At 41.5% G+C, this 14,768-nt stretch carries 11 protein-coding genes; 4 read left to right on the top strand and 7 right to left on the bottom strand.

Features of this window, described 5'->3' with window-relative positions:
- Positions 1-245: 245 nt before the first annotated feature.
- Positions 246-1,229, top strand: a complete 984-nt coding sequence (locus tag DX130_RS18200; protein ID WP_165861347.1) for a serine hydrolase domain-containing protein — start codon at positions 246-248, stop codon at positions 1,227-1,229.
- A 566-nt stretch (positions 1,230-1,795) separates the two neighbouring features.
- Here the strand turns inward: DX130_RS18200 and DX130_RS18195 are convergent.
- The 3 genes from DX130_RS18195 to DX130_RS18185 all read right to left on the bottom strand — a co-directional run bounded on the left by DX130_RS18195 (position 1,796) and on the right by DX130_RS18185 (position 5,719).
- A complete protein-coding gene (locus DX130_RS18195) occupies positions 1,796-3,535 on the bottom strand; it encodes an ATP-binding cassette domain-containing protein (protein WP_116047759.1) in 1,740 nt (579 codons plus the stop codon).
- A 668-nt stretch (positions 3,536-4,203) separates the two neighbouring features.
- The gene (locus DX130_RS18190) at positions 4,204-4,980 is read right to left on the bottom strand and encodes an oxidoreductase (RefSeq protein ID WP_206098850.1); all 777 of its coding nucleotides are present in this window, start codon (positions 4,978-4,980) and stop codon (positions 4,204-4,206) included.
- Between the two features lie 37 nt (positions 4,981-5,017).
- Positions 5,018-5,719, bottom strand: coding sequence for an NAD(P)-dependent oxidoreductase (locus tag DX130_RS18185; RefSeq protein ID WP_116047757.1), 702 nt, complete (start codon positions 5,717-5,719; stop codon positions 5,018-5,020).
- A 323-nt stretch (positions 5,720-6,042) separates the two neighbouring features.
- Between DX130_RS18185 and DX130_RS18180 the strand changes: the two genes are divergently transcribed.
- A complete protein-coding gene (locus tag DX130_RS18180; protein ID WP_338068647.1) occupies positions 6,043-6,357 on the top strand; it encodes a TetR-like C-terminal domain-containing protein in 315 nt (104 codons plus the stop codon).
- Positions 6,358-6,693: 336 nt separating this feature from the next.
- Here the strand turns inward: DX130_RS18180 and DX130_RS18170 are convergent, their stop codons facing one another.
- From DX130_RS18170 to DX130_RS18160, 3 genes are read right to left on the bottom strand one after another with little or no spacing between them, the layout of a single operon-like run.
- Entirely contained in the window at positions 6,694-9,138 is a 2,445-nt protein-coding gene (locus DX130_RS18170; protein ID WP_116047755.1) for an FtsX-like permease family protein, read from the bottom strand.
- Positions 9,138-9,866, bottom strand: a complete 729-nt coding sequence (locus DX130_RS18165; RefSeq protein WP_420818538.1) for an ABC transporter ATP-binding protein — start codon at positions 9,864-9,866, stop codon at positions 9,138-9,140. Before DX130_RS18165 ends, DX130_RS18170 begins: the two co-directional genes overlap by 1 nt.
- Positions 9,867-9,918: 52 nt before the next feature.
- Positions 9,919-10,461 carry a sigma-70 family RNA polymerase sigma factor gene (locus DX130_RS18160; protein WP_240644565.1) on the bottom strand — a complete coding sequence of 181 codons (543 nt, stop codon included), beginning with the start codon at positions 10,459-10,461 and terminating at the stop codon, positions 9,919-9,921.
- A 298-nt stretch (positions 10,462-10,759) separates the two neighbouring features.
- On the opposite strand from DX130_RS18160, the gene DX130_RS18155 reads away from it, so the two are divergent.
- Positions 10,760-11,284 carry a dihydrofolate reductase family protein gene (locus tag DX130_RS18155; RefSeq protein WP_116047750.1) on the top strand — a complete coding sequence of 175 codons (525 nt, stop codon included), beginning with the start codon at positions 10,760-10,762 and terminating at the stop codon, positions 11,282-11,284.
- An 883-nt stretch (positions 11,285-12,167) separates the two neighbouring features.
- On the opposite strand, the gene DX130_RS18145 is transcribed toward DX130_RS18155, so the two are convergent.
- Positions 12,168-13,139 carry a LacI family DNA-binding transcriptional regulator gene (locus DX130_RS18145; RefSeq protein ID WP_116047747.1) on the bottom strand — a complete coding sequence of 324 codons (972 nt, stop codon included), beginning with the start codon at positions 13,137-13,139 and terminating at the stop codon, positions 12,168-12,170.
- Between the two features lie 335 nt (positions 13,140-13,474).
- Here DX130_RS18145 and DX130_RS18140 point away from each other — a divergent pair, with 335 nt between their 5' ends.
- Positions 13,475-14,704 (top strand): ABC transporter substrate-binding protein, encoded by a 1,230-nt coding sequence (locus tag DX130_RS18140; RefSeq protein ID WP_420818537.1) that lies wholly within the window; start codon positions 13,475-13,477, stop codon positions 14,702-14,704.
- Positions 14,705-14,768: the final 64 nt, after the last annotated feature.

Below are 14,768 nucleotides of genomic sequence, written 5' to 3'. Positions count from 1 at the left end.
TAGACAAATGCAAGCTATGATAGAGTTTATGGCTGTTTGACGCGCCTGAGATTTTTTGAATATTCGATAGATGTAAATAATCTTACAGGTAGGATAGTTTAGTTTAATTGCAAATGAAAAAGGAGATCTGAGTAGACCTCCTTAATTCTATTTTACCACAACGGTGAAAAAACTATAAGGCTTGTTTTACCAATGATTTCCTATATGATAAAAGATATAACTTTGGGATACTGGGGGATGAATCATTGCGAACTCTAGAAAGCGAAATTCATGATTTCTTTACATCTTTGGAAAAGAACGAAGAATACAGTGGAAGTGTGTTGATCTCTAAGGATGAAAAAATATTGTTTAATCGTGGATATAGCTTTGCCAATCGAGAGCACCAAGTAAAGAATACACCTGAGACTAAGTTCAGAATTGGATCGATAACAAAGCAGTTTACAGCAATGGCTATCACAATACTTCAGGAGCATGGTGAACTAAACGTAGTAGATAATGTCTCAAAGTTTATACCCTCATATAAATACGGTGATCAAATTAAATTGCATCATTTATTAACACATTCATCAGGTATCCCCAATATTACACAACTCCCTAATATTAAAGAATTAATGAAGCAACCAACCACGACTGAAAAAACAGTTCGTTTAATAATGGACTTGGAACCTGAGTTTGTTCCTAGTTCTAAATTCCAATATAGTAATTCAGGCTATATTTTATTGGCTTATATTATAGAAAAGACTACAGGACTTACTTATGAAGACTTTTTAAGTAACCAAATCTTTTCACCCTTGGGTATGAAGAATTCAGGCTGTGATAACCATAAAGAAATAATACCTAACAGGGCGCAGGGTTATGAATACGATAATGGCATTGTTAATGCAGAGTATATTGATATGAGTTTCCCAATTGGTGGTGGAAATCTTTATTCTACAACTGAAGATTTATTCAAGTGGGACCAATCATTGTATACAGAGAGATTAGTTACAAGGGAAAGCCTTGAAACAATATTCGCTCCCCATGGCTTTGGATATGGTTATGGTTGGTTTATAGATGTAGATCAGGATCGGAGAAGATTTTTTCATGGCGGCGGAATTGTCGGTTTCAAAAATGAGATCATCCGTTATGTAAATGACAGGATTACAATCATAATTTTGAACAATTTATCAACTACAAATGTGGAACAGATTAGAAATGATCTAACAAAAATTGTATTCCAAGAATACTAATTCACCATATATTCCAAAAAGGGTAAATGTTAGTGTAATAATCACATGACCGCCTGTACATAAATGGCGGTCATTTTTTGTTCAAGAATCAACACAGCACGATAACAGACCCAACAAAAAAGAGGGGTTCAGCGCCCCTCTCTACCTATTTCCGCCAATACATCTCAACTATTAGTCTTTCCTGACCAACAGTGAGCAACACTCCACATGTGTTGGGTGCTGTGACCTACATGCCTACTGTCACTATTAGCATTGCTGCTTCTACATTCAGCTCAACTCTTGCTGTACCAGCTTGCGCGATACGCATCTCCGCGCTGTCTGTAACGGCAAGTGTTGAATTCATCCTTAAAGACGCAATAATTATTTAATCAACAAGCGTGACATAAATAATAAGTGAACCACTGACCACAGCAAGAGCTATCAAAAACTCAATGCAGCAAAAAGACACTGAGGTTCTATTCATCAGTGTCTTTTTACTACATTAAATACTTTTCGCCAACATCATGTTTTATCATAAAACTCGACTGATTCACTTTAGCCCTGTTCGCTGTAACCGACTTCGTTATTTAAAGCAACTTAATCAGTGCTTCTAGCTCATCTACCAATCCTTTTGCACGTTCGAAATCAGTATCTTTTAAAGCCAATTCTATTTTCATTTCAACTGATTTTTTCTTTTGCTCTGTTTCTAAATAGTCTTTATCAAAATGACTAGCATAAATCATCTGTCTAAATTTTCGCATACTCATTTTTCTAATCGTCTTATCGTCAATGATTAATACATAATCCATACCATTTACAACAGAATAGAAATCATGAGATATCATGATAATCGCACCTTTATAGTCTGTAATAGCTTTTTCCAGCGCGATTTGTGTATAAGTGTCTAAATGGCTTGTCGGTTCATCAAGAAGCAATACGTTTGCTTTACTACCAGAAACTTTAGCCAACTGAAGAATATTTCTTTCTCCACCAGAGAGAGAGGCTATCTTTTGATTAAGGATTTCTCCTTCAAAGCCATAGTTTGCAAGATACGATCTGATCTCATCATACGTGTTAAACCCAGCATCAATGAATTCTTCAAGGATTGTATTGGAATCCTTTAGCATTTCACCTTGAAGTTGAGATAAATAAGCTACCTTAGCATCCGCATTTATTTCAATGGAATCATGATTATTGTTAAATATTTCTCGAAGCAACGTCGTTTTTCCAGTACCATTCGCACCGATAAGAGCTACTTTATCCGTAGATTTTATCTCAAAGTTAACATTCTCTAACAACAACTCATCAAAGGCTACACTATAATTATTGACATTTACAACCACGCTGTCTTGAATCTCATGATCAATACCGAAACTAATTATCGGTTGCTTAATATCAACGAATGGGGCTTTAAGTCTACGCGCTTCCAATCTCTCTTGAAACCTAACTCTTGCTTTCAACGCTCTTCCTCTAGATGCTTCAGAATTATAGGTTGCGATCGCTCTAAGATTATCGATAATGTTCTCGTTTCTTTCCATTTCTTCTTTCTCTGCGACTGTGAGTTCCTGTAACTCAATTTTAGTCTGAAGTAGTGAGAAATTATACTCCAGATATCGCCCATCAAACTCTTGGATTTCCATGTTTTCAAGGTGTATGATTTTGTTGAAACAATGATTCAATAAATATCGGTTATGGGTAATAACTAACAGTATTCCTTTGTGAGCATTAATAAGATTTTTAAGCGCATTTAGGTTTTCAAAATCTAAAAATACATCAGGTTCGTCCATAATCATTAAGTCGGGACTATTAAGCATTTCCTTCATCACTTGAATAAGTTTGAATTCCCCACCACTCAGGTCGGATACTCTACTATCTTTTAGCTTCAAAAGGTTTGCTAGATTTAGTTTCTTATTAATATTGCTTTCAAAATGATCTCCGCCGATTGAATCAAATGCGTCTAAAGCTAATTGATACTTTTCGAGTAACGGCTCAATATCCGATGATGTTTCCATTTCGGTACAAATAGATTGTATTTCATTTTGTATCTTAATGAATTCTTCTCCGATATATTCAAAAACGGTTGTTTCTTTAGTTTGGTCTAGATGTGAGAATTGACTTACATACCCGAGTGTACAAGATGGTTCCATCTCTAACAGGCCCTCGAACAAATATCTTTCTGTATCCATCAGAATATCTATCAGTGTACTTTTCCCACTGCCACTTGTTCCTATAAAAGCACAATGTTGTGCCTCTTCTAACGTAAATGAAATGTTTTTATATAGCTCTTTTTGTGGAAATGAGAAGGATAAGTTTTCAACTTTTATCATAGTATGACCTTTCTTATAACTAAAATGGTGACTATTATTGCATGTATTGAAGAGCATAGATGATAAGTTTTACCGTTGTTAGAGTAACACTGTTTACAACCAACTTCAATCCATTTGTCCTCCTGACAGTCCGTTATCCTTCAGGCAGTATTCTGATTCTGGAATTCCCCTGCATTCCATACCTACTGGAATAGGTTCCTCTTGCCTTCCCTTATTCTATTATCCGAAAGCAGCTACATCATCGAATTTGGGTACACAATCATTTGTCTCACAGAAAAAAGACAAGCTCTCTCCTAAGAGAAGACTTGTCTATTTGGCAGTATCCCATTTCCGAGTAGCTTCAGAGCCACCTCCACCAAGATGAAAAAGGAACCGTATACTCTCCAGCTAATAGAACGGTTTTCCCAAGAATAACCCATCAATAAATATGCAGCATATCTATACCGTATCGTTTGCTGCCCGCGAAGGAAACCGGCGAAGCAGCGGGTCCTAACATGGGGTCATAGAACTGCAGACTACCTATCCGTAGGTAAGAACTTCGCATAAGATACACCGGTTAATTGTTCACTGATATCCCATAGCTGATTACATTGGGTTTTATTCACTGCTTTCGATGGCATTTTCACTTCCACCGGCGATCCGGTTAAGCCGAATAAGCCGGAAGGTGCCTAAAAAGAACCATTAGCGGCCTTTGGGTCACAAACAGCACGAAGAATGGGAAGGGCGCCTTCAGATGCTGGTTGTGAAGTTAAAGGCGTTAATATTCGCCGAAAGAAAAATCCACCGCTTTTCTGTAGATTTGTAGTGGAACCTCCAGGATGCGCTGCAACCGCTATTGTTTTTGAGCCAGCATTTTTTAACCGAATAGCCAATCCGTTGATAAACATGAGATTCGCAAGCTTGCTCTGTCCATAGGCAAGCATCTTTATATAGCGCCTATTCTCATAATGGAGATCGCTAAAATCGATAGACCCCGCCATGCCTGCTAAACTCGTCATCGATGCGATTCGCGAGTTGGGCGTTTGTAGAATAAGCGGGAGCAATTGACCTGTGAGTGCAAAATGGCCCAAATGGTTCGTTCCAAACTGAAGCTCAAAACCCTGCTTGGTATGGGAAAAAGGGGGAATCATTACGCCAGCGTTGTTGATCAGCATGTCGAGGCGTTCATATTTCCGTTGAACTTCTTTGACGCACTCGGATACAGAATTCAAATCAGCTAAATCCAGCATGACATGGGACAGCTTTGCGTTAGGAGCCTGCTTTGCAATCGTATTTAGAGCCGTATGGACTTTATTTCGGTCACGGCCTGCTAGGATAACCTCCGCTCCTTTTTTGGCCATCATAAGCGCTTCCTGATATCCTAGCCCTGAGTTTGCCCCCGTAATGAGGACAACCCGCCCGCTCTGGTTGGGAATATGATCATATGTCCATTTACTTTCTGCCATAGTCATTCTCCTTATTCATGTCTTGGATGATCCCGGACTATCGCCCAACATTAACGATCTCTCTGATCCATGAAGGCTCACTCGTCGCCGCCCGCACAAGGCAGTCGGCACAGTCTGCATAGGACAGTGCCTGGAGTGGAGCGATGCGAGCTGATGGACCTGCCCTGTATTTCAGAGTCTCACCCGCGTATTTAAGCGCTGACGCTCGTACAATGACCCATTCCAGGTCACTCCCTATTACCGCATGCTCGGCAATGCTCTTATCCTCGATCGCCTTCCAAAAGATGCGGCGCATTATGCCTACCGCCCACCGATTGACGGCAGAAAGCTCTTTCCCATCGGTCAAATTAATGCCGCTCTGCATAACTAGACGCTTAACTCCAGCACGCTCACAGGCCGCAAGCATGTTCGGGATTCCTTCCGACATAACCGTACCCGGTGAGAAGTTTGCGGCCATGACATTCCTTGCTGCCCTAATATTCAGAAGTCCCTTCTTTTCGGCACCCGGTGAGAAGTTGCTGGATGGACCTATACAACTGATTACTACATCCGTACCGGCAATGGCTTTGGCTATACTTGACGCATCGAATACATCTCCCTGCCGGGTACTAAGCCGCTCGATGGGGCTAATGACTTCTGGTCGGCGAGCCACGGCAACAACCTCATGTCCCAATGCAAGTGCCCGCTCCATCACTTTCCTTCCAGTTCCCCCTGTTGCTCCAATAATTGCAATTTTCATTGAAATCCCCCCTTGGAGTAGTCCTCATGATTAACTCAATTTCTATATACGAAAGTAACATGCACATTAGTGTAATAAGAAACAACTATGTATAAAACTAAACAGAAATAGAAAGTCTGCAATTCTTAAAAAAGCAGCTTCCGTGCATTAGTTCACAAATCCTCTATCATTGTGTATTTATTTAAAGAAAAAGCAGGTGATATTCAAGTGCAAAAGGTCGATCGAAGGATACGCAAATCACAAGAAGCCATAAAAATGGCTGTTATCGAACTGATGAACGGGAACTCTGCGATTCGACAGAGGATAACGCCGATTTTATAGATATGGGGTTAGTATGGTTCGAGTATTTTGAAAGTCATTATTTATTCTTCTCTGCGTTGCTAGCGAGTAAAGGGAGCCCTTTTTTCCGCAATCGTTTCCTTGATTTTTTTCTTCAAGAATTAGAAAATACGATGCCTGAAGGGAGCTATCAAGGAGTATCTGACCGCGAAAATGTGGATATTCAATTTTTAGGCGCGGCTATCGTAGGGGTAGTGGAATGGTGGTTCAAGAATGGCAGGCCTCTCCCTCCATTCTTTATGGCGTGGCGGTTGGGGACATTGCTTGAACGGAATCTTGAAGCTGATTGTACAGAGTGAGGGCCTTTCTTTAAAGAATGACCTTGCTTCCATTACCAGTGCTTTTCCATAGCGATATGAATCTTAGATCTGAAGCCTTGACTTCTGAAAGCAGGACGAGTGTAGACATTGATTACATATCCCAGCACATTTGAACAAGTTCATCCACATCGTTTAACGTAGCTAATCGTATACTTACCATTCGTTCTCCTCCATGTTAGCAAACTACTACCTAGTCCCCTTTGCTCCCCATAAAATTATTTATATCCATGTCATCGACAAAAATAAGGCAGGAACTAGACCATTCCTAGTTCCTGCCTTAATATGTGCAGTTATACAAAACCCGCTTATAATTGTCTATATATTTTTCATTTCAATCGACAGTTTACTTCGGCTAATCCAGTAGCCTTGCGCTGTAAAAACACACAGTATCGAGAGGATTAAGACAAGGCTGACCGTTAGGAGTGTAGAAAAATCAAAAACATATGCAGCTTCAGAATCAATGAAAGCTAACAAGCGTGTTAACATCAGTCCTAGAATGGTGCCTGTCGTTAGGCCATACAGTACAAATGATAATACTTGTGTAAGGATGAGTTTCATCAAACCATTCGGTGAAAGTCCAATGAGCCGTTGGATAGCGTAGTCATTACGCTTCACATAAATCGTATGGAGCAAGGTTTGGATCACACCCAGGCTAGTTGCCGAAATTAATACCATAAATACCGCTACAAAAAGACTCCAGCGCTGATAGAACATTTCATTCGACTGGTTAATCAATGTCTCTTTATCGCTTAACAGGAAAGTAGGGTACCGTTGTAAAATATCTTGTAATTGCGCTATAGCCTGTGGTGTATCTGCCGTTTCCACCATGACTTCAGCAATCATCTGAGGCACCTGTTTCGCCATCGTCGATGATAAATCGATATACACACCCACATAATTCAAAGGTTCTGGAATAATCGCTAGTACTTGATATGTCCCTGCCGATGATGGCACTAGTGATGTCGTATCACTAAATTCCATTAGTGAATCTCCCAGAGACAGATGATGTTTCTTAGCAAACGGTTCGGTAATAATGACACCATTTGTTAAATCGCCGACGACCGGCTTTATTAGACCCCGCTCACTATATTTCGCAACATCAATGGCTGCATAATCACCGTAAACACGGTTACCGTTATGTGTAAAATGCAACCCATGAATATAACTTTTCGTATAGGCGTAGGTTACGGAGGGCAGATTTTCTATTTCTTCTACAATAGAAGGTGTAATCGAACTGTCTATCATTTGATTTTTTAGTATGATCGATGTTTTAAATCTTTCGTTAATATAGCTTTGGTCGTTAAATTGAACCGTTTTGAACAAGGAGCTGCCAAATATTAAGATGACCATCAAGCCAATTAAACTGAGCACAACCGTCGAATTCCTTTTGATTTGCGGCAACAATTGCTGGAAAGCCATGTAGACCTCTTTTCCTAACAAAGCACGTACGGGCTGTAAGGTGAGATGTAATAGTGCTTTAAAAACCAACGGGATAAGAAGAAGAACCACTCCGCATAACAGCAGTGACCCCACGATGATGAGTAATGCCCCATTATCCGTCGATTGCCCTATAAGCAAACATAACAGAGAAAGGATCGTCATCACACTAACCAATATCTTTTTCCAAGCCGTCCATTTCAAAGATACCTCTTCATTGTCACTCGCCATTTGCAATGGCAGTAGCCCCATCGCTTTTTTAACCTGAGATTTTGTAAAAAGTTGAAGAAAACAAAAACTGGCTATAGCAATAGCCAACACGAGAATGGCCGGAAAATTATTTTTAGCAATAGGCAAGGATAATAAGGACACTAGCTGGGGCAGCCAAATTTTAATGATAAGCACGCCAGCTGCAGTCCCCAATAGGACTCCCAATAGAACGATGACAGAAAGCTGAGTGTTGATCATACGTCCAATTTGCCTGGAAGATGCACCAAGCGATCTCAAAACCATAAGTTGTTCCTTTAATTTGTAGAATAGCAATTGGAAGGTTGAAAGCAATAACATGCCTGTAATGATTAGAATAAAGACCGACAAAACAAGGATAAAAACCATTAAAGACTGCAAGTTCTGTTTCACAAAGCCTTCATTGCTTGTAATATCAACCCTCAATGAGCCGTCTAGTTGCTTAAGTTCTATACCCAAAGCTGAAGGATGATCAGCCGTTATTAAAGCGAATAAACCCTGTGTTTCATCGTTTGCATATGGCATCCACCCTTTCACAATCGAGTTGGGCAAAAGAACGAAACTCATGGATTCCGCAGACTTCATCGTTGGCAGTATTTCCTTAATGACAAAAGTTTCATTGTGAACAAGAACGGAGTCCCCGATCTCTTTCTTTAAAACCTTCGCCAATCCCTCCGATATAATGACTTCATTCAGCTTTAGGTCGCTAGCAAAATGATATCGGCTTTTCACAAGATCATCATTCTCCACACCGAGGGTATAGACGGTTTTCATATGATCTACCGTTGTATGCGTTAATGAAACGGGGGAAATCTCGCCGACTCCTTGCCGTGATCCAATGTGTTCGAGCAAGCCTGCAGTAAGTGTCTTTTCCTGATCAAGATTGTAACCAATCGTTAAGTCTGCATATCCAAACTGAGCATGAATTTCTTCTTTCATTTTTGCATTTGCATTCCAAATATATAGGCTCATCGTCATGATCAAGCAAATAGAAATAGCGATAATACTTACACTCGTGGACACATGCGCCCAAGCGGCACGAAAAAGCTTCATGGCAATGCTCCGCATGGTAAACATTAGCGTTCACCTCGCGCACTCGATTTAAACTTTTCCAAGATGTTATCCAGATCATCGGGTGCTCTCCTATTCTGATAGGAATCCACAATCGTACCGTCATGAAAAAAGAGGACTCTGTTTGCGAAAGTCGCCACGTATGGATCATGAGTGACAAGTAAAATCGTTTGCTTCATATCTTTTTGCAGCTGAACAAGCAGCTGTAAAATATCATCGGTTGTATTGACATCAAGCGCTCCTGTCGGCTCGTCTGCCAGTAAAATCGGGGGATTCGTAATAATGGCGCGAGCAATGGCCACACGCTGTTTTTGTCCACCGGATAATTCATGCGGAAGATGCTTGCGCCAAGCTGAAATTTGTAATTTTTCCATTATGGTTTGTACGTTCTTTTTAATTTCCTTGCTTGACATATCATTGAGAATAAGCGGCAATGCAATATTGTCTTCAACGGACAAATCTTTTAGCAAATGAAAGGATTGAAAGATAAAGCCGATATTTTCTTTCCTGAAATTCGAGGCCTCCGGTTCCCTATATACGTTGTTCGCCTGCTTCCCGAATAAAAAAAGCGCACCTTCGGTCGGTTTATCAATGGCACTAATCATATTAAGCAGTGTGCTTTTTCCAGAGCCGCTCGTACCCATGATCGCAACCATTTCTCCTTCATAGATGGTGCAATGGATATTTTTCAGAGCTGTCACATGATGTTCTTTCTGTTGAAAGATTTTTGACATCCCTTCAATGCGCAATACTTCCGTTAATCGCTCCTCTGGAACTGGAAGTGCATCAATTATTTCTTTCAACGGATTGAACCCATTCATCGATATACGCCCCCTTTAACTGTTGTCGCAACATGTGCAATCCTCTTCGAATATGCGTTTTCACTGTTCCTTCGGGACATTGTATGATGTCAGCAATTTGATTGACGGAATAGTCCTGATAAAAACGTAATAACAGTACGGTTTTATACTTCTCATCCAGCAGTTGAAGGGCTTGCCACAAATCAAGATGCTCTTCTATATTGGAATGGGACATGGATCTCAAATTTTCAATATGTACGGGTTCAACGAGTTCTACATTTTTTTGTTTTGACAGGTAGGTTTTGCTGCAATTAATTAAAATACGTGTAATCCACGTAGAGAAATAGGTTGGATCATGAAGCTTGGGCAAACCTTCAAAAGCACGAATTATCGTTTGCTGGTATATATCAACGGCATCATTTTCATTTTGAACATACACATAGGCCATACGGTAAAGCTCTGTCTTTTTTTGATGAATAAGATGATAAAAGGCTTCCGCATCACCTTTTTTCGCTTGTTCAATAAGCAAAATCTGATTCCTGATAATGAAAACCCCTCCTCTCTATGATTAGACTCTATTCACCCATCATTTCGATTCACAATTTTAAATTTTTCCCAAAATAACGAATGACCAGGTTTTCTGTTTCATCGTTGATCCTCATACGCTGTCTAACCCAAACCCTAAACGGCTTTTGCTTCCCCGCACATCTTCTATTATGAAATGTTAATACTAATATGACTACGAGCATATATGACATAAGGTGACCTATATAAATACTATGATGAATAGACAGCAGAAATTTAACATTCGAAAAGGAGATGCAGGAATGAAACGCCCCGTCGCATTATACATTGCAATATCTTTAGATGGATATATTGCCCGAGAAAATGGAGAGATTGATTGGCTCTATGAGATAGAAGGTGAGGGAGACAACGGTTATAGCGAATTTTATGAGACGATTGATACGGTGTTAATGGGAAACAAAACATACGAGCATACCTTTGAATTAGCTGATCAATTTCCCTATCCAGATAAGAAGTGCTACGTGTTCTCACGTTCCGAACAGGAGCCAACTTCGCATGTGACCTTTGTCACCGGAGATGTAACAGGGTTCATTGAGAAGCTGAAGGAGCATGACGGATCTAAAATCTGGATCGTCGGTGGAGCCGAAATTCTCGATGTACTCTTGAAAAGCAAGCTCGTTGATGAGTTTATCATTACTATGATGCCTACAATTTTAGGAAAAGGAATTCCACTTTTCAAGAAAGATAATCCGGAATTGAAGCTGTTCCTGGCCGAGACCAAACGTTACGGACAAATGGTTCAACTGCGTTATTCAGTAAAATCCTAATGCTTTTAACCAATTGAATATTGAACTGACGCGCCATCTGGGCGTGAGTTTGGCATCGCCACTCTCACGTCCTTTACTTATATAGAAAAAAACTGCCCTGCTTATTGCGGCAGAGCAGTCTAATGACTAGCGGAAGAGATTAACCCGTTTGTTTTTCTTTTACGTTTTTCCTTAAAAAGACAGCCACTACCACGGCAATAATCGAAATAATAAAGCCCAGCATGAACGTGTCACTATAGCCTCCGACAGATGCTGTTAATTGTTCAGTTACAGCAATTTCATGTATCCGCAATGGTTACTTTAAGCGAATGGTGGCGCAAAAACCCGGATCGGGTGAGCTTAGCCCAAATGGATCAATATTTTCACACGTTATCCCTCCACACACTCTCTCGTTCCCCATAACCTCATTTTTCGCTGTCACCTCATAGTACAGCTCTGCTTTAAAGGTATACTTGCGTAAATACGTAAGGAGCTGCCGAGGCAGCTCCTTCGTTCCTTGACTTGAAGCATGAAACATGCGTCCAATGGCACAAAGCTCATGGTGTAATCTTCTGCCGTGGTTAATCGGCTTCTTGTCTCTCAACATCTACCCTGTGCTGCAGGTCTTCTGAGCTGATGGGATAGTGTGCCCCTGACCAGCTACCATACCCACCTTCCAAAGGCAGCTCCCCCATCACCATCACTTCCGGCAATTCCAGAATCCGGCACTGCTATATGTTCTGGAATCAGAGGAGAACATGATTAGAGGAGCCAAATACGGGGTAAGTTAAAATGAACTCGCATGCAGAGCTTTTTGGTTTAACTTAAAAAACCAGCTTGAGCGATCATCCGTCGCTCAAGCTGGTTGGAACAAACATCTCTATAATGGAAAAAAGTTACCGTCTTAGGAGCGAACAGATTGACGCCAAATAATCGACGCACCGATCTTAACTGTGTCGCGATTAACGTTGCCTTTGATCAATTCCAGCAGCTCCTTGGCTGCCAGAAACCCGCTTTCGTAACGAGGAATTTTGATCGTCGTCAATCCTGCCAGGGCTGCTGCATCTGAATCGTCGAAGCCGGTAATGGAGATGTCGCGCGGCACAGAAATGCCATGCTCCTCGAACGCCTTGATTGCACCGACCGCCATATTGTCGTTGGCGCACACTAACACTTCCGGGTAGTCGTTGCTCAAAATCATCAGCTTAGCGGCTTGATAACCGCTCTTCTCCCGGTAATTGCCATGGTAATAATACGACTGGTCGAAGGCGATGCCGTTCGCTTGCAGCGTTTCCATGAAGCCGGAGAACCGCTCCTTGTTATCCAGTGTGGCAGCTTGTCCGCCCAGGAAGCCAAAGCGCTTCAAACCTCTGTCCACTAGAGACTGCACAAGCTGGCACATCACCGGATAATTGTCGACCACTACGCTTTTTGTATTTTTATTGACGTTATCGAGCACCCTGTCCATAAGCACAACTGGGAATTCCGGTTTCGCCACCGTCTGGAAGAACTCGTCCGACAGGCTGCCGTCCAGGCTAATGGTTCCGCGAGCGAAGTTGCTTTTCAGGAAGTTATCACTTGATTTATTTGTACAAATGATGAGGTCGTACCCATTTTCGTTCAGGCAGGTGCTGACCCCTTCAATAATTTTCAAATAAAACTCGCGGTCAAAATCGCTAAAAATAAATACGATTCGTTTATCTTTATCCGATTTGGATTTTTTGGGCGAGGCGTCGTGCACATAACCTTGCTCTTCGCAGCATCGCATTATTCGATCTCTTGTTTCTTGCGATACATTTTTCCGTCCATTCAGTACGTTGGATACGGTCGAAATAGATACGCCCGTAAGCTGGGCAATCTCTTTCAAACTGCTCATCCGTAAACCTCCTCATCCTTAATCCATAAGTAAAACCTATTATATCACTTTACAATCATTTTACCTACACATTTCAACAGCGAAAAAATGACCAAAACCATTGAAACGACAGGACCTGTTAAAAAGGGTCACATTCTGCGATTAGTAAAATGATACTCAGTTTTACCTACTATTATAGTCTAAGTTTTACTTAAAACAACTACATTTTATTAAGTAAAATATCTAAAATTCATAAGTTTTTTATTGACTTTATCACCTGGCTGTTTATAATCAATGGTACATCCATCAAAAGGGGGACCTTGCAAGTGACAAATGTAAAGCGCTTTATTTCCATCATGATCAGTTCCGTTATGCTACTTACCATCCTCGCTGCATGCGGCGGGAACAATACCAATAACGGCGGTTCAAACGGCGAAGGCGGAAGCCAGAAGCTTCCTAAGATCTCGCTGTTCCAATCCAAAGTTGAAATCGCAGACCAATTGGAAGCAATGGCCAAGAAGTATAAGGAAGAAACAGGCAACGAAATCGAGGTTTGGGGTTCCGCTGGCGACAACTACCTGACTCAGCTTCAAGCGAAGCTGAACGCAGGCGAAGGTCCTACAATCTTCGGCGTTCAACCCGGTGCAGAGACCAACAAGTTCAAATCTTACTACTATGACATGAGCAATGAGTCTTACATTAAGAACATCGCTCCGAACATGGACGTGAAGATTGACGACAAGAACATCGGTGTTCCGATTGGCGTAGAAGGCTTCGGCTTCGTCTACAACAAAGACCTTGTTGATCCTGCCAAAATTACGGACCTTGCATCCTTCAAGGCATTCCTGGAAGAAAGCAAAGCCAAAGGCATTAACGGCTTCAGCCTTTCTCAGGAAGCATACTTCCTAATCGGTCACATCCTGAACACGCCTTTCGCTCTTCAAGCAGATCCTGTAGCGTTCATCGAGAAGTTGAACAAAGGCGAAGTGAAGATGGCTGATACAAAAGAATTCCAAGAGTTTGGTCAATTCATGGAAGCCATTCGCGACCTGGCTAAAAATCCGCTTGAAGTCACTTACGATACGCAAATGGGCGACTTCGCAACCGGCAAGACAGCTATTGTCCACCAAGGCAACTGGAGCTACGGCATGCTGCAAGACTACAAGGACATTAATGCGAGCATGATGGCTATGCCGCTTGCAGGCAACACGAAGCTGGCTGTAGATATCCCTGGGATCTGGGTTATCAACAACAAAGCATCCGCCGACCAGATTAAAGCGGCTAACGCATTCCTGGAATGGCTGTACAACAGCGAGACAGGCAAAAACATCATCGTAAACGAATTCAAATTCATTCCAGCGATGACGAATATCGAAACAAAAGATCTGGATCCGCTGTCCCAAGCGGTATCCGAAGCTACAGTGAGCGGCAACACCATTCCTTGGGCTCTGACTCACTTCCCGCAAGGCATCATCCAGAACGATCTGGCACCTGTTACACAAGAGTTTTTCCTGAACAAGTCTATGACTGGCGCACAATTGCTACAGAAGCTTGACGAAGTATGGGCGAAAGCTCCTAAGCAATAAGCTTCTCTTGTCATAACCGGCAAATGCTGATTAACGGAAAACTAACCTGGCAGGGTCCAGGTTA

Origin of the sequence: Paenibacillus paeoniae (assembly GCF_003388735.1) — a bacterium.
GTDB classification, from domain to species: Bacteria; Bacillota; Bacilli; order Paenibacillales; family Paenibacillaceae; genus Pristimantibacillus; species Pristimantibacillus paeoniae.
The sequence above is the reverse complement of the archived record's forward strand: the minus strand, read 5'-3'. Positions and strand labels throughout refer to the sequence as shown.